Below are 15,081 nucleotides of genomic sequence, written 5' to 3' on the forward strand. Positions count from 1 at the left end.
TGCAGCGATGCTAGCACCCGTTCATGCCTATAAGCAACTGTCAGCTTCGATAGTCGATGCTCGACAACACCGATTCAAGCGAGCGCATTCGCCACAGCGTTGTCATTCGTACCGACGGCAAGGACATCGTCGAGCCGCGTTGACCGTTGTGTCTGCTCCAGGTGCGCAAGTACCTGCTCCAGGGGCAGCGGCCGGGCAAACAGGTAGCCCTGCATGGCAGGCGCGCCGTTGGCGGCGAGGAAGCGCGCCTGTGCCGCCGTTTCGACGCCTTCGGCGACCACTTGCAGTCCCAGGTGACCGGCCATGGCGATGATCGACTGCACGATGGCGCGCCCATTGGCATTGCCGTGGTGCTTGCTCCCGTCATCGGTGGCGGTGTCGGCGATGAAACTGCGGTCGATTTTCAGTTCGAACAGGGGCATGCGCTTGAGGTAGGCCAGGCTCGAGTAACCGGTGCCGAAATCGTCGATCGACATGCGAATGCCGAGCGCGGCAAGCTCGTGCATGCGGCCGATGACGCTGTCGTGCGAGTCGACAAACAGGCCTTCGGTGACCTCGAAGATGAGTTGGTCGGCCGGCGTCGCCGTGTCGTGCAACAGCGTTTTCACCTGGTCGATGAAATCGGGATGGCGGAACTGGGTCGGACTGACATTCACCGACAAGGGCAAGCGATGCCCGGCATCGTTCAGGCAGTGCCAGGCGGCGCAGGCGTGGCGCAGGGCGAACTGGCCGAGCGTGACAATCAAGCCGTTTTCCTCCGCGACCGGAATGAACAGGTCGGGCGGCACGCTGCTGCCGTCGGCGCGGCGCCAGCGCATCAGCAGTTCGGCGCCGACCGGCTTGCCTTCGGCATTCACCTGCAACTGCAAGTGCATGCCGAGCTCGCCATTATGGAGGGCTGCGGCGAGGTCTTCCTGCAAGGTCAGGCGGCACGCCATCTCGGCCCGCATCGTGGTTTCGAACAGGGCTACCCGGTTGCGCCCGCCGGCTTTGGCATGGTACATGGCCGTGTCCGCTTCGCTCAGCAGGTCCTGTACCGTGTTGGTGCGCACACCCATCAAGGTGATACCGATACTGGCGGACGACTGATAGCCATGTCCGTCGATGGCGAATCCCTCGGCCACCGCATGGCGGATCGTTTCAGCGAGCGCAAGCGCGGTGGCGGTGGCTTGCTGCTCATCATGGCCTAACGTGGCCAGCAAGACCACGAATTCATCGCCGCCCAGGCGCGCGACGGTGTCGTGCGGCCCGACCAGGCGGCACAAGCGTGCGGCGGCGTCGGTCAGCAGATCGTCACCGGTAGCATGGCCGCGCACGTCGTTGACCACCTTGAAGTTGTCCAGGTCGATGAACATCAGCGCACCGATGCCGGCGTTCGCCTTGGCCAGCCGCGCTTCCAGCCGTTCCATCAGCAGGCGGCGGTTCGGCAGTCCTGTCAGGACGTCGTAAAATGCCAGATTATGGATGTGCGTCTCGGATTTCTTGCGCTCGGTGATGTCATGCGCAATGCCCACCCAATGCGTCTGTATGCCACCCGCATCGGCAAAGGGTTTCAGCTCGAATTCGATCCAGTAGGCGGCGCCGCTCTTGGTGTAATACTCCAGCTCGCTGGACACCGCGACGCCTCGGTTGATGGCGGCGCCGATCCGTGCCAGTTCAACGGAATCGGAATTGGGGCCAAGCAGCATGCGCCAGCTGCCGCCCATGACCTCCGCGCGGCTGTAACCGGTGCGCCGCTCGAAAGCATCGTTGACGTAGATGATCGGCTGGTCGGCGTCAGGACGGTCGACGATCCGCGCGATCACGACCATGTCGCTTAGGCCTGACAGCGCCGCGGCGGCCAGACTCAGCTCGGCGTTGACTTCATAGAGCTCGAGCTTGCCCTGCTGCAGTGAATTGGCAGTCGCATGCAGTTCTACAAAGGCATCGGCAAGCCGTTTCAGCAAAAATGAACACGATAAAGTCATACCCGTGGCAAGCAAGCCGTAGGTAATGGTAATCAGCACGGCGTAGCCCATGCCGCCTTGTGCAATGCCTTGCAACTTTACGGCGCCGATCCCGCTATAGCAGATGATAAACACTGCTGCACTGCCAATTGCGGTCGTCAACAAGGCCATGCGGGTACTGAGCAGCAAGGTCGCCATGATTGGTCCGGCGAGCAAGTACACCTGGCTGCTCGCGCCGACCGTTATCATCAAGCCACAGCCGAATGCAATGTTCATGGCCAGAAACTGTATGACGCGCACGCGGAACGAGATGCGCTTCGCCAAGAGCAGAGCGGCTACCCAGCTCAGTGAAATGCCATCGAGGGCGAGAACTTCCTGGAAGTTATCGCCTAATAAATACAGGCTTGGCGCCGCTGCCAGCAGGCCTAGCGCCAGCGTAATCGCCAGAATCTTGTCAAATAACTGCGCACGCCATCGCGCAAGATTTTCAAACGAGTTCATGTGGAAGCCTGCTGCTTGTGGCCGCTATGTCGACAGGCTTGATCAATCGCGCCAACTTGCTGATTTCATCGGCATTGACCGGCGGGCTGTATAGATAACCCTGCCCACTGTTGCAGCCGTCGGCGGATAACACGACCTCCTGCCGGTCGGTTTCGATGCCCTCGGCGATGACACGCATCTGCAGGCTATGGGCCATCGAAATGATTGCCTTGGTAATCGCTTTATCCTGGGCGCTGTCCGGCAAGTCACGCACGAAGCTGCGGTCGACCTTGATGGTATTGATCGGGAAGCGCTTCAAGTAAGACATCGAGGAATAGCCGGTGCCAAAGTCGTCGATGGCCAGCATGATGCCGGCCTGGCGCAATGTATCGAGCTTGGCGATGAATGCTTCGCCGGCATCCATCAGCATGCTTTCCGTCAGTTCCAGCTCGAGCATCCTGGGATTGACCCCGGTGGTGCGGACGATGTCCAGCACCGATTCGACAAACGTATCTTCCGCCAATTGACGTGCAGACAAGTTGACTGCCATGTGCAATTGGGTATAGCCCTCGTCGTGCCACGCTTTCAATTGGAGGCAGGCACTCTTCAATACCCAGGCCCCGATCGGTACGATCAAGCCGGTTTCCTCGGCAAGCGGAATGAATTCCATCGGACTGATCAGGCCCAGGTCGGGGTGGGCCCAGCGGATCAGCGCCTCGACGCCGAAAATCTGACCCGTGACCAGGTCGATTTGCGGCTGGTATTGCAGTACGAACTGGTCACGCTCGAGCGCGCGCCGCAAATTGCCGTTCATGGCGAAGCGCTTCTGTGCTTCCCCTTGCATGCTGCTATTGAAGACGCGATAGGTATTCTTGCCGGCGTTTTTCGCGTAATACATGGCGGTATCCGCAAACTTCAACAGCGCATTGATATCGACCGCATCGTCAGGGCAGCTGCTGAGGCCGATGCTGCCTGATATGTAGATTTCATTGCCGTTGATGCGCACCATGCGCGACAGGGCATCGATGCAGCGTTTCGCAACCGTCTCCCCGGTGACGCCGTCCGCGACGTTTTCCAGGATGATGGCGAATTCATCGCCGCCGAGGCGGGCAACGGTATCACCGGCGGGCACGGCGTCCCGCAAGCGCTGCGCCACCACGCGCAGCAGTTCGTCGCCGACGTCGTGGCCGAGCGTGTCGTTGACCGCCTTGAAATTGTCCAGGTCGAGAAACATGACGAAGGTGCGCTGGTTGAGCGCTTGCGCTTGCGCGATGGCGCTACCCAGACGGTCGTGGAAAAAATAGCGGTTGTGCAGTCCGGTCACGCTGTCGAAGTGCGCCAGGCGGTCGAGCTTGACCTCGACACGCTTGCGCTCCTCGATCTCGCACTCCAGCTCGATTTCGCGTTTTTCGATCCGGTCAAGCATGGCATTGAAGGCTTTTGCCAGCATGCCCAGGTCTTCCGAGGCATCGACGGTGGCGCGCAGCGACACATCGCCCTTTTCGGAAATCGCTGTCGACGTCTTCGCCAATGCGAGCAGGGGCGCCGTCACGAATTGTTGAAGGCGACGCAGGACCATGTGGGCAATGGTGAGGCAAGCCAGCATGATGAGCGATATCGACAGGGCGTACCAGCCGATGCGGCGGTAAGTCGATGCCAGGTCGGTGTCGATGTGCACCGTGCCGATGGCCTTGCCTTCATAGTCGATGGGATGCGACACCCGGAGCCGATGCAGCGAAAAATCGTAAGCATTGCCGCGCAGATCGCCCTGCGTGTCGGCGCGCATATCGTGATGGGCGGCTTTCGCATAGTCGCTGAAGATTTTTTGTTCAGCATCGAATACGCTGGCATGCGCAACGTCGTCGAATGCTTTCAAGGTGCCGAGGATTTCCTTGGCCGAAGCGTGGTCCTTGAAAATGATCGCCGCCGATATATTGTTGCCTACTACTGCCGCCTCGGTCCGGGCCTGCTCGAGAAGCGCCATGCCGGACAGGTAAGCCTGTAAAGCCAGGAGCAGCACGCCGGCCAGGAAAATCACGATACCGCTAGTGAAGAGATTTGCCAGCTTGAGCTTGGTGCCAACCGTTTGCCGGTCGATCCACTGGAATCGGCGTTTGGAGTTCATCAATATACCTTTCTTGCCAGTCGCAGCAGCTTCGAACTGACTTCGATCCTGGCGCGGCCCGCGCTCTGCTGGTTGAACGCAAAGCCGACTCGCTGGTTTTCGGTCGTCAGCTCGACGATGACGCCCTGACGCGCGGCGCCTTCCTTGTCGGCGATCGTCATCACGCCATTCGCAAGGCGGACTTGCTCCGGTTGCAGCAAAAAGTTATCCATCTCCGCATCGGCGATGAAGATGATTTGACAGATGCTGAACGCTTTATCGGCCTCGCGAACACGTTTCACGACAATATGGAGCGGCCCGACTTCCTTGTTGTCGATCGTGTCGAGTGCGCTCCCGAACGGGTCCCTGCCGAGGACGCACAGATTCAGCGCTTTATCCGGGCGGTCGCCCCAGTTCGTGAATCGCGCGAAGTTATAGATGAAGGCTGCCTTCAGTGCGTACTCGGGCGTCGCGGCGGTCTGTGCTGGCGCCGAGGCCGACACCAGCGCGAACAGTGCGCCCGCAGCGGCGGCACGGCCCGTCACGCGCCACCACAAGGCATGCAGGAACAAGTGCCGCGCCATCAGAATCGATAAGTGAGATTGACACGGACGACGCGTCCATTCTGGCGGATCGACTGCAATTCCCGCGGCGGGGTACTGTTGTCGACGTGTTCGTCGCCGGGCGGATCCGCATAATTTTTGTTGAGCACATTGAAGATACTCGCGCCCAGTTCCAGGTTCGGCGTCAGCTTGGCGTTGGACAGCGTCAGATTGAGCACGGAAAAACCACCCACGTGGCCGCCGGTGACGGTGCTTCTCTTTCCGGTAAATTGCCCTTCCAGTCCGATCCGGGCGGATTGGTGCATGAGCGGGCGGCTGTAGTTCAGCTTGGCGATCTGCGTCGGCGAGTTGGTCAGGCGCGCGCCGGTTGCGCCATCCCTGGTGAACTGGAATGAAGCGCTGCCTTTCAAGCGGCCGCCATCCGCGCCCAGGAATTCCGCTTCTACCTCGACACCGTGCGCCGACGCTTCGTTCACGTTTTTGTAAAAAAGCAGTCCGTCACTGGGATCGGTGGCAAGTGAAATCAGGTTGTCCATGCGGTAGGCGAATACCGAGGCACTGCTACGGAAGTCCTGGCGCGGAAAATACTCGGCCACGAATTCGTAGGTCTTGATGCGTTCGGGCTTCAACCCGGGCCCGGTTTTGAAACGGCCCGCGTCGGTCACATAGTAGTTTTCGAGTGCATTGGCTGCACGGAACGCGGTACCGTACAAGAGCTTGGTCGTCAGGTCCGGCGTCAGCCGGTAAATGAGGCCAAGACGTGGGCTGTTCGTGTTGCCGCTTTCCTTGCCGTGGTCGTGGCGCAGGCCCACGTTGAAAATCAGTTTATTGCCGAGCTCGATCTCGTCCTGCAGGTAGACCGCGTAGCCATGGGTTGGATTATCGGTATCCAACATCGATTCATAGGGACCGACGTTGAAATTTTCCTGCCGCCGCCTGGTGGCGTCGGTGACTTCGATTCCATAGATTAGCTTCTGCTTACTGAAACCCCGATGCAGGAATCGCACATCGCCGGTGACGACGTCGCTGTAGCCGACGTCTCGATTCAGGCCATCGGCATCGGGGCTGTAAGCGTAGTCGCCCATGTACCGGTAGCGTTGGAAATTCAGGCTGGCGTACAGTTCCAGGGTCGTCGACACGGCATGCTGGAACACCGCGCTCGCACCCAGGTAGCGATCCTGGGTGGCGCTGCGCGGGTCGTTGAACTGCTGGCCGAACGACGCCGTCGGCACGCCTTTTTTCCGGTCGCCGAAGAAGGCGGTCAGTGTCAGGTCTTCGAACGCATATTTCATGAACAGGCGCTTGTAGCGATCCGTGTCCAGGCCCGTCGCGAGGCCATGATTGCTGGCGGCGTCGTCATACTCCGGAAAATAGCGATCGGTACCTGCGGTACGGCTGCCCGAGATGCTCAGCATGCCCTGGCCGCCATTGGCGAAGCGCTTGCCGGTGACCAGGGACGCTGTGCGTTCATGGTAGCTCGCCGCTGCCGCGCTGACGCTGGTGCCGTCGAACGCCTGCGCTTTCCTCGTGATGATGTTGATGACCCCGAAAAATGCATTGCTGCCGTACACGGCGGAGCCAGGCCCCGGCACGTATTCGACCCGCTCGATCAGTTCGACGTCGATCGGGAATTCGGTGCCGACAGAACCTTGGCCAAATATGCTGTCGTTCAAGCGCTGCCCATCGATCAGGACGAGCAGCCTCGAGTTGTAATCGCCCGGCCTGCCGGCGCCGCGCGTCCCGACATAACTGTAGTTACGGTCGTAGGAGACGTAGACGCCGCGCATGCCGCGCAAGATGTCGGCGAGGGTACGGTAGCCAAAGGCCTTGATGTCGTCCGCCGTCACCACGGAGACGGAGGAAGGCGCCTCACTGACTTTCTGGGGAAACTTCGATGCAGTGACGATTTCGACCGTCAGTAACTGGTCGAGCGGCAGTGCGGTGAGGTCATCCGCGCGCGCGGCGCCGCCAATGATGCACACGATGCCTGTCGCGAGCGATGTAAGAACGGTACGGCCTGTCGGCATGCGTGTTTTCTATATCTGCGTTGAGAAAGCGCCCCGCAGACAGGCCATCGAGCCTGAGTTCAATTGGGTGACTTGGACGAGGAATCGGGCGTCCAGCGGCGTGCGCGAGGTTCTCGCCGCCTTCCTCTTTGAGTAAATTGACGAGAGATAAGCAATATTACAGCATGGAAATTTTATTGATGTGAAATCATGTACAAATGTTGTTTTTGGAGCCGTAAAACAAAAGAATTTGTTCTGAATATCCACTATGCATAATCGCCAGTGCCAAGCAGGGTCAGCCACTGTGTCCGAAAACGAGACACCGCCTGTCTCAAGAGCGGACTGATCCTTGGCTTCATGCGTGGCGGATAAGCGGTTTTTCCCGGCAAAAGCGGTGGCCCGCTTTTTGCTGTTACCTCATTAGAAACTTTTTAAGGAGGTTAATCATGTCATTAAAACAATCTTTCATCGCCGCAATGGGTCTCGCCGCTGCACATGCGGCCATCGCGCAATCCACCATGGCGCCACCGCCACCACCGGCGGACGCGCCGCCGCCGGTAACGGCGCCGGCATCGCCGCCACCACCCATGGGTCCGGGAAAGGATGCCGGCCACGCCATGCCGCCCGCGCCCGAAGCCGGTCCGGCCAAGCGGCCGGCACACATGCGGCCGGCTCCCGAGGCGGCGGGCAAGCGCGCGCCTGCAGCCCGTCGTCCAGCCGGTCCGGACGCGCGCCCGCCAGTACCGCGCGCGCCCGCCGACGGCCGTCCACCGGCACCGCCAGCTCCCGCACCAGACGCGCCCGATGCGGCGATGAAGTAACCGGCTGACGGGGAAGGGCAGCGCGACCACCGCCGCCAGACGGCGCCGCATGCGTGTCCGTCCCTGTCGACACGCCCTGGCACGACGGGTGTCGATCCAGGGCGCATCCATCCACCAATCAAGCATTGAGAATCCGATATGAAACACGATCCAGCCAAAGGCAAGCACCACGACAAGGACCACGATGGCGACGTCTGGTCGATCGAAGGCGTGTTCAAGCACGTCATCTACAGCCCCAAGGGCGGCATCGAGGGCGTCATGATCGAGGCCGATGGGATACCGGCGCAATTCGTGTTCGGCCACGGCAATGACGATGCATCGCACTTCCAGCATCTGTCGCCGGGCCAGCGCGTCACGCTGGAAGGCACCGAAGCCAGGCCCTGGCCCGAAGGCGACGACGCGCACGCCGTCTACCAGTTCAAGCGCCTGGTCGGCATCGACGGCGAGGCCGCGCAGGACGCCGCCAAGCCCGGCCGCGTCGAGGGCAAGGTGGTGCGCATGAACTACGCCCGTCACGGCGAGGCCAACGGCGTGGTGCTGGATTCGGGCGACTTCGTCCATATCCGTCCGGACCGCTTCGCACCGCTTGCCCTTGTCCTGGGTGGCCAGGTGCAGGCCAGCGGCCCAGGCCGTCCCCTGGCCGACGGCAGTGGCCGCGTCATCGAGGCGGTCGAGCTGAACGGCCAACGCCTGGACCCGAAACCGGACTGAACAGCACGCCGAGGAGCACGCCTTGACGATTCCCATCCAATCCGACAGCGCCGCCGGCGCACGGTCCGGCGCGGCCGGCGGCGCGCAGGCGCGCGGCAGCGGCAGTATTACCTGGCTGCGGGCATTGAATTTCACCCTGGCCGACGTCCAGAACGGCATGGGGCCCTACATGGCGCTGTTCCTGCAATCGGCCGTGCACTGGAATCCGGCGCGCATCGGGATCGCCCTGGCCATCGGTAACATCGCCCAGGTGGTGACGCAGACGCCGGTCGGAGCACTGGTCGATTACCTGCGCGCCAAGCGCGCCTTGCTGGCGGTCGGCATCGTCATGATCGCCGCCGCCTGCATCGTGACGCCCCTGCATCCGAGTTTCCCGGTGGTCGGCGCGGCGCAGGCGCTGATCGGCGCCGCCGGCGCCATTTTCCCGCCCACGCTGGCGGCGCTCGCGCTGGGGATCGTCGGGCGCAAGCGGCTGGATGCCGTCCTTGGCGGTAACCAGGCGTGGAACGCCGCCGGCAATGTCGCCACCGCTATCGGCCTGGGCGTGGTCGGCGTGATGATCGGCCTGCCGTGGATGTTCGCGACGGTGGTCGGCCTGGCCGCCGTCTCGCTCCTGATCCTGACCCGCATCAACCCCGACGACATCGACCACGACATGGCCCGTGGCGGCGACAGTGCGAAGGATACAGGAGACGGCAAGGCCCCGGACCAGGACGGCACGCCGATGCAGGCTTTCCATGGCCTGTTGCCGGCGTTCCGCGACCTGATCCGCCAGCGGCCGGTCGCCGTGTTCCTGGCATGCGCCGTGATCTTCCACTTCGCCAACGCCGCGATGGTGCCGCTCGTGACCCAGATGCTGGCGCGTGGCCAGGGCGTGCGCAAGGCCATCATGCTGACTTCGGGCTACATGGTGGCGTCGCAGCTGGTGTTCGTCGTCGTCGCGGCACTCGCAGGGAAGCTGGCCGGCCGCGTGGGCAGGAAGCCGCTGTTCCTGTTCGCCTTCGCCGCGCTGTGCCTGCGCGGACTGCTGTACAGCGTCTGCACGTCGCCCCTGGCCCTGATCGCGGTCCAGTGCATGGACGGCCTGGGCGCGGGCGTGTTCGGCGTGGTCGCCACGCTGATCATCGCCGACCTGACCCGCGGGACCGGCCGTTTCAACGCGGCGCAGGGGGCGGTCGCCACCGCGGTCGGCGTGGGGGCCCTGCTGAGCAACAGCGTGGCCGGTTTCCTGGCCCACCACGCCGGGACCACGGTCGCCTTCCTGGCGCTGGCGGCCATCGCCGCCGCCGGCTTCGTGCTGTTCGCGTTCGCCATGCCGGAAACCCTGGACGCCGGCGAAGGCAAGTGCGGCTGATGGGGATGGCAACGCATGCAAACTGGGCCATATGGACGATCGTCGCGCTGTCGACGGCGCTGGTGCTGATCCGTCCGCGCGACTGGCCCGAGGCGATCTGGGCCGTCGGCGGCGCGGCGCTGCTCCTGGTGCTGGGCCTGCTGCCGGCCGGTGCGGCCTGGCACGCGGTCGGGCAGGGCAACGATGTCTACCTGTTCCTGACCGGCATGATGCTGCTGTCCGAGATCGGCCTCGAAGCCGGCCTGTTCGACTGGGCCGCCGCGTTCGCCGTCGTGCATGCGCGCGGCTCGGGCTGGCGGTTGTTCAGCGTCGTCTACGGCGTCGGCGTCATCGTCACCACCTTCATGTCGAACGATGCCGCTGCCGTGGTCCTCACACCCGCCGTGGTGGCCGCCGCCAGGAAGGCCCGGGTCGATCCCTTGCCCAGCCTGTTCGCCTGCGCCCTGGTCGCGAATGCCGCCAGTTTCGTGCTGCCGATCTCGAATCCCGCCAACATCGTGCTATACGGTAACCACACGCCCGCACTGGGGGCCTGGCTGCGCAGCTTCGCGCTGCCATCGCTGGCCGCGGTCGTGGCCACCTACCTGGCGCTGGGGTGGACCCAGCGCCATGCGCTCGCCGCCCGCTGCAGCACGGACGTGCAGCCGCCGGCGCTCGACGCGCGCGGCCGCCTCGCCCTGGCCGGCATCGTCGCCACCGCCATCGTGCTGATGGTGGTGTCGAGCCGGGACATGCCACTGGGCCTGCCGACTGCGCTGATGGGCGGGCTGACCGCCGCCGCGGTCTGGCTCAAAGGGCGCACCTCGCCGGCGGCCACCATCAAGTCGGTGAACTGGACCGTGCTGCCGCTGGTGGCCGGCTTGTTCGTCCTGGTCGCGGCCTTGCGCGCCACCGGCATCGTCGACACCCTGGCGGCGGCGCTCGCCGCACTGGCCCGCGGCAGCGTGCAGGAAGCGGCGGCCATCGCCGGCGCCGCCCTCGCCGTCGGCAGCAACCTCACCAACAACCTACCGGCCGGCCTGGTCGCCAGTGCCGTGATCGAGCGCCTCCACCCCGACAAACGCATCGTGGATGCCTTGCTGATCGGCGTCGACCTCGGTCCGAACCTGTCGGTCACCGGTTCGCTGGCCACGATCCTCTGGCTCGCCAATTTGCGCCGCGCCGGGCTGGAGGTGTCGTTCTGGCAGTTCCTGAAGGTCGGCATGGTGGCGATGCCGGCCGCGCTGGCTGTCGCCATCGCCACCCGCGCCCTGATGTGAGCCGGTTCGGCCACGGCCGGCGCCGCGATCGACCGCCTAGCCGTGCGGGGTACTCATCCATAAAACGGCTAGACTGTCGTGATGACACGCCATTCGAGGTACCCACACGGCAAGGCCGGCCGATGAAATCGCTACGCGGACAGCTGGGGCTGTTCTGGACCTTGCTGTTCGCCATGTGCGTGTCGCTCGCTGTCGTGATGTTCACCCTTTACCGCAACAGCGCCGGCGCGCACATCTCGACCGCACGCGCGGCGACCGAGCGCACCTGCCAGTCGATCGCGACCCGCTATGCCCACTCGCTGCTGCCGGGCGCCCCCGCCGTCCCCGACGTCGACTTGTTGCGCACGGTATTGAACCTGGTGCTGGTCGACGCACCGCAGGTCGAAGGCGGCATCTGGCAGGCGGGCGCCGGCCAGCTGGCGTACGCCTACCCGACCTACGAGGGCAGCGGCGTGAAGCGCGACGTGCCGCTGGCGGAGCAGCCGCTGATCGTCGACATGGCGGCGCGCGCGGCGCACACGCGCTGGCTGCAGACCGACGTGGTGCGCGGCAGCCGCGAAGCCCTGGTCGTGACCGCCTGCCCGATGCGCGTGGCGGGCCAGGATCTCGCGGTCTGGACAATGACCCGGGCCAGCGGCGGCGTGCTCGACGCGCAGGGCAGCCTGCGCGCGGGGCTCGGCGTGCTGCTGGCGCTGGTACTGGTGTCCGGGCTCTGGTTCGTGTCGATACTGCAACGCGGCCTGCGCCATGTGCGCGCGCTCGAAGCGCAGCTGGCCGGCGCGCAGTCGGATGCCGATACCATGCCGGTACTGTCGCCCACCGGCGTGCGCGAACTGGACCGCATCGTCGACGGCTTCAATCGCTACCGCGTCCGCTTCGACGAGGCGCATGCGCGCCTGCACCTGGCGGCGCAGCAGCGCAGCCGCGACCAGCGCCTGGCGGCCCTGGGGCGGATGAGCGGCAGCATCGCCCACGAAATCCGCAACCCGATCGCCACCATGCGCCTGAAGGCCGAGAATGCGCTGGCGGCCACGCCGGAGCGCCAGCGCGCCGCGCTGCAGGTCATCGTCGGCCAGATCGACCGGCTGGACGGCCTGGTCGAAAGCCTGCTGGGCCTGGTGCAGCCGATCACGCTGGCGCCGCGGCCGGTGCCGCTCGCGCCCTGGATCGACGAGCGCCTGGGCGCGGTCGCCCACCGGGCCGAGGCCGCCGGCGTCGCCGTGGTGCCGCTCCATGCCGGGGCCGATGCCGCCGTGTTCGACCCGGTCCATCTCGGACGCGCACTCGACAACCTGCTCGACAACGCGGTGCGCCATGCGCCGCGCGGCGGCAAGGTGGTGCTGAGCGTGCAGCTTGCCGACGGACGCCTCGTGCTGCGGGTCGACGACGACGGCCCCGGGGTGCCGCCATCCCTGCTGGCCAACCTGTTCGAGCCGTTCAACACCGGCCGTGCCGAAGGTACCGGACTGGGCCTGGCGCTGGCACGCGAGGTCGCGCTGGCGCACGGCGGCGACCTTCACCATGCCGCCCTGGCCCCGGGCGCGCGCTTCACATTGGAACTGCCATGGCGCACCTGCTGATCGTCGACGACGACGACGCCTTCCGCGACACCCTGGCCGAGACGCTGCAGGGATTCGGGCATGAGGTCGCCGCCGCGGCCGGCGGGGCGCAAGCGCTGGTCCTGCTGGCATCGGCGCCGCCTTTCGACGCGATCTTCCTCGACCACCGCATGCCCGGCATGGACGGCCTCGAGACGCTGGCCGCGCTGCGCGAGGGTCCGTTCCCGGCCCCGCCCGTGATCGTGCTGACCGCGTTCACCGGCGCCGCCAATACGATCGAGGCGATGCGCCTTGGCGCCTTCGACCACCTGGCCAAGCCGGTGCGCCGCGAGACGCTGCGCGCTGTGCTGGACAACGCACTGCAGTGCCGCGCGGCGCCGGCCAGCGAGACGGCGGCGCCGCCGCAGGCCGGCGACGGCGACCTGGTCGGGCACAGCGAGGCGATGCGCGAGGTGCACAAGCGGATCGGACTCGCGGCCGCGAGCGCGCTGCCGGTGCTGGTACTGGGCGAGACCGGTACCGGCAAGGAAGTCGTGGCGCGTGCGCTGCATCGGTATTCCGGACGCGCGCGCCGGCCGTTTATTGCCGTAAATTGCGCAGCGATCCCGGGCGAGTTGCTCGAAAGCGAATTGTTCGGTCACGTGCGCGGCGCGTTCACCGGGGCCGCCGCCGAGCGCGAAGGGTGCTTCCGCGCGGCCGACGGCGGCGTCCTGCTGCTCGACGAAATCGGCGACATGCCACTGGATGTGCAAGCCAAGATCCTGCGCGTGCTGCAGGAGGGCGAGGTCGTGCCCTTGGGCAGCAACAGGGCGGTGCGGGTGGATGTCCGGATCGTCGCCGCCACCCATCGCGATCTCGGTGCCGCCGTGCGCGACGGAAAATTCCGCGCTGACTTGCTGTATCGCCTCGACGTGCTGTCGATCCGCCTGCCGCCGCTGCGCGAGCGGCCGGACGACATCATCCCGCTGGCCGAACTGTTCCTGCGCCGGGCAGCCGCGGGCGGCCCGTCCAAGCTGCTCGGGGCCGACGCGGCAGCCTGCCTGTCGCGCCGCCCCTGGCCGGGCAACGCGCGCGAACTGCGCAACGCCATGGAGCGTTGCCACGCGCTGGTCCGGCACGACGTGATCGGCGCCGCCGACCTGGATGCCATCCTCGACGCGCCGTCGTTCGGTGCCGGCCAGGAGCCGGCAGCCGGCTTGCCGGACGACTGGCTCGCGCAGCCCTTGCCGCTCGCCGTCGAACGCCTGGAGCGGCTGATGCTCGAGCACGCCCTGGCGCAGGCGCAGGGAAACCGCGCCGAAGCGGCGCGCCGCCTGGGGATCCATCGGCAACTCCTGTACCGCAAGCTCGCGCAATACGGCATCGACGGATGAACGCCGGCGGACCGCAAAAAATTATCTGAACTGAAACGAATCGGGGGTAGGGCACTTTATACTGGGGGCATGAAAGAATCTGTCTTCACCATGGCGCCCGACCTGGTCACCGGGGTCCTCGATCCGCGCGGGCCGGTCGCCGCCGACGAATACCAGCTCCTGCAAAACGCCACCGTGGTCATGCTGGCACTGATCGTGCCGATCATCGTATTGACCCTGGCGTTCGCGTGGTGGTTCAGGGCCGGCAACCGGCGCGCCAAGCGCAGGCCCGACTGGAGTTATTCCGGCGCGCTCGAAGTGGTGAACTGGATGGTGCCGCTGATGATCATCCTGTTCCTCGGCGGGATGGGGTGGGTGGCGTCGCATGCGCTGGACCCCGCCAAGCCGCTGCCATCGCAAGCGCCGCCCTTGAAGATCCAGGTCGTGTCGCTCGACTGGAAATGGCTGTTCATCTACCCGGATGGCGGGGTCGCCGCGGTCAATCACCTGGTCGTGCCGGCCGGGCGCGTGCTGCAGCTGCAACTGACCTCGGGGTCCGTCATGAACAGCTTCTTCGTGCCGCAGCTGGGCAGCCAGATCTACACGATGGCCGGGATGACGACCACGCTCCACCTCCAGGCCGACCGGCCCGGCACCTTCCCCGGCCGCTCGGTGCAGTTCAGCGGCGACGGCTTTTCCGACATGCGCTTCGAGGTCGACGCCGTCACGCCGGCCGAATACGAGGCCTGGCTGGCGCGCACGCGCGCGGGCGGCACCGGGCTGGACGCCGGCGCCTACGCCGCGCTGTCCCGCCCCGGCACCAGTGCCCCGCGCGCCTACCGGCTGGACGAGCCGCGGCTGTTCCAGCACATCCTGGCGGCGTCGATGGCACCGTCTTCATCTTCTTCTCATTGAAAGCGTCTTCC

11 protein-coding genes are annotated in these 15,081 nt (G+C 65.1%); 7 read left to right on the plus strand and 4 right to left on the minus strand.

The genetic code is table 11. The features are described 5' to 3' along the window. Positions 1 to 74: 74 nt before the first annotated feature. From U1H99_RS08015 to U1H99_RS08030, 4 genes are read right to left on the minus strand one after another with little or no spacing between them, the layout of a single operon-like run. The gene (locus U1H99_RS08015) at positions 75 to 2,447 is read right to left on the minus strand and encodes a putative bifunctional diguanylate cyclase/phosphodiesterase (RefSeq protein WP_323141163.1); all 2,373 of its coding nucleotides are present in this window, start codon (positions 2,445 to 2,447) and stop codon (positions 75 to 77) included. Continuing rightward, complete coding sequence (locus tag U1H99_RS08020; RefSeq protein WP_323141164.1) at positions 2,434 to 4,551, minus strand: putative bifunctional diguanylate cyclase/phosphodiesterase; 2,118 nt, start codon at positions 4,549 to 4,551, stop codon at positions 2,434 to 2,436. Before U1H99_RS08020 ends, U1H99_RS08015 begins: the two co-directional genes overlap by 14 nt. Then, positions 4,551 to 5,102: a YfiR family protein gene (locus U1H99_RS08025; RefSeq protein WP_323141165.1), complete on the minus strand. Its 552-nt coding sequence runs from the start codon at positions 5,100 to 5,102 to the stop codon at positions 4,551 to 4,553. The genes U1H99_RS08020 and U1H99_RS08025 overlap by 1 nt, the downstream gene beginning before the upstream one ends. 11 nt (positions 5,103 to 5,113) lie before the next feature. After that, positions 5,114 to 7,120 carry a TonB-dependent receptor plug domain-containing protein gene (locus tag U1H99_RS08030; protein WP_323141166.1) on the minus strand — a complete coding sequence of 669 codons (2,007 nt, stop codon included), beginning with the start codon at positions 7,118 to 7,120 and terminating at the stop codon, positions 5,114 to 5,116. 425 nt (positions 7,121 to 7,545) lie between these two features. Between U1H99_RS08030 and U1H99_RS08035 the strand changes: the two genes are divergently transcribed. The 7 genes from U1H99_RS08035 (at position 7,546) to cyoA (ending at position 15,070) form a co-directional block, all read left to right on the plus strand. Further along, the gene (locus tag U1H99_RS08035; RefSeq protein WP_323141167.1) at positions 7,546 to 7,920 is read left to right on the plus strand and encodes a hypothetical protein; all 375 of its coding nucleotides are present in this window, start codon (positions 7,546 to 7,548) and stop codon (positions 7,918 to 7,920) included. Positions 7,921 to 8,058: 138 nt separating this feature from the next. Further along, positions 8,059 to 8,631 carry a hypothetical protein gene (locus U1H99_RS08040; RefSeq protein WP_323141168.1) on the plus strand — a complete coding sequence of 191 codons (573 nt, stop codon included), beginning with the start codon at positions 8,059 to 8,061 and terminating at the stop codon, positions 8,629 to 8,631. Positions 8,632 to 8,653: 22 nt separating this feature from the next. After that, positions 8,654 to 9,985 carry an MFS transporter gene (locus tag U1H99_RS08045; protein ID WP_323141169.1) on the plus strand — a complete coding sequence of 444 codons (1,332 nt, stop codon included), beginning with the start codon at positions 8,654 to 8,656 and terminating at the stop codon, positions 9,983 to 9,985. A 5-nt stretch (positions 9,986 to 9,990) separates the two neighbouring features. Next, a complete protein-coding gene (locus U1H99_RS08050) occupies positions 9,991 to 11,244 on the plus strand; it encodes an SLC13 family permease (RefSeq protein ID WP_323141170.1) in 1,254 nt (417 codons plus the stop codon). Positions 11,245 to 11,366: 122 nt separating this feature from the next. Then, entirely contained in the window at positions 11,367 to 12,824 is a 1,458-nt protein-coding gene (locus U1H99_RS08055) for a sensor histidine kinase (protein WP_323141171.1), read from the plus strand. Continuing rightward, positions 12,809 to 14,176 carry a sigma-54-dependent transcriptional regulator gene (locus tag U1H99_RS08060; RefSeq protein WP_323141172.1) on the plus strand — a complete coding sequence of 456 codons (1,368 nt, stop codon included), beginning with the start codon at positions 12,809 to 12,811 and terminating at the stop codon, positions 14,174 to 14,176. The genes U1H99_RS08055 and U1H99_RS08060 overlap by 16 nt, the downstream gene beginning before the upstream one ends. Positions 14,177 to 14,245: 69 nt before the next feature. Then, positions 14,246 to 15,070 carry a ubiquinol oxidase subunit II gene (cyoA, locus tag U1H99_RS08065; RefSeq protein WP_323141173.1) on the plus strand — a complete coding sequence of 275 codons (825 nt, stop codon included), beginning with the start codon at positions 14,246 to 14,248 and terminating at the stop codon, positions 15,068 to 15,070. Positions 15,071 to 15,081: the final 11 nt, after the last annotated feature.

This window comes from Massilia phyllosphaerae, from assembly GCF_034659755.1.
GTDB lineage: Bacteria > Pseudomonadota > Gammaproteobacteria > Burkholderiales > Burkholderiaceae_D > Telluria > Telluria phyllosphaerae.

Coding starts and splice junctions, on each gene's coding strand:
- U1H99_RS08015 (WP_323141163.1), bottom strand. CDS start 2,447: ATGAACTCGTTTGAAAATCTTGCGCGATGGCGTGCGCAGTTATTTGAC.
- U1H99_RS08020 (WP_323141164.1), bottom strand. CDS start 4,551: ATGAACTCCAAACGCCGATTCCAGTGGATCGACCGGCAAACGGTTGGC.
- U1H99_RS08030 (WP_323141166.1), bottom strand. CDS start 7,120: ATGCCGACAGGCCGTACCGTTCTTACATCGCTCGCGACAGGCATCGTG.
- U1H99_RS08035 (WP_323141167.1), top strand. CDS start 7,546: ATGTCATTAAAACAATCTTTCATCGCCGCAATGGGTCTCGCCGCTGCA.
- U1H99_RS08040 (WP_323141168.1), top strand. CDS start 8,059: ATGAAACACGATCCAGCCAAAGGCAAGCACCACGACAAGGACCACGAT.
- U1H99_RS08050 (WP_323141170.1), top strand. CDS start 9,991: ATGGCAACGCATGCAAACTGGGCCATATGGACGATCGTCGCGCTGTCG.
- U1H99_RS08055 (WP_323141171.1), top strand. CDS start 11,367: ATGAAATCGCTACGCGGACAGCTGGGGCTGTTCTGGACCTTGCTGTTC.
- U1H99_RS08060 (WP_323141172.1), top strand. CDS start 12,809: ATGGCGCACCTGCTGATCGTCGACGACGACGACGCCTTCCGCGACACC.
- cyoA (WP_323141173.1), top strand. CDS start 14,246: ATGAAAGAATCTGTCTTCACCATGGCGCCCGACCTGGTCACCGGGGTC.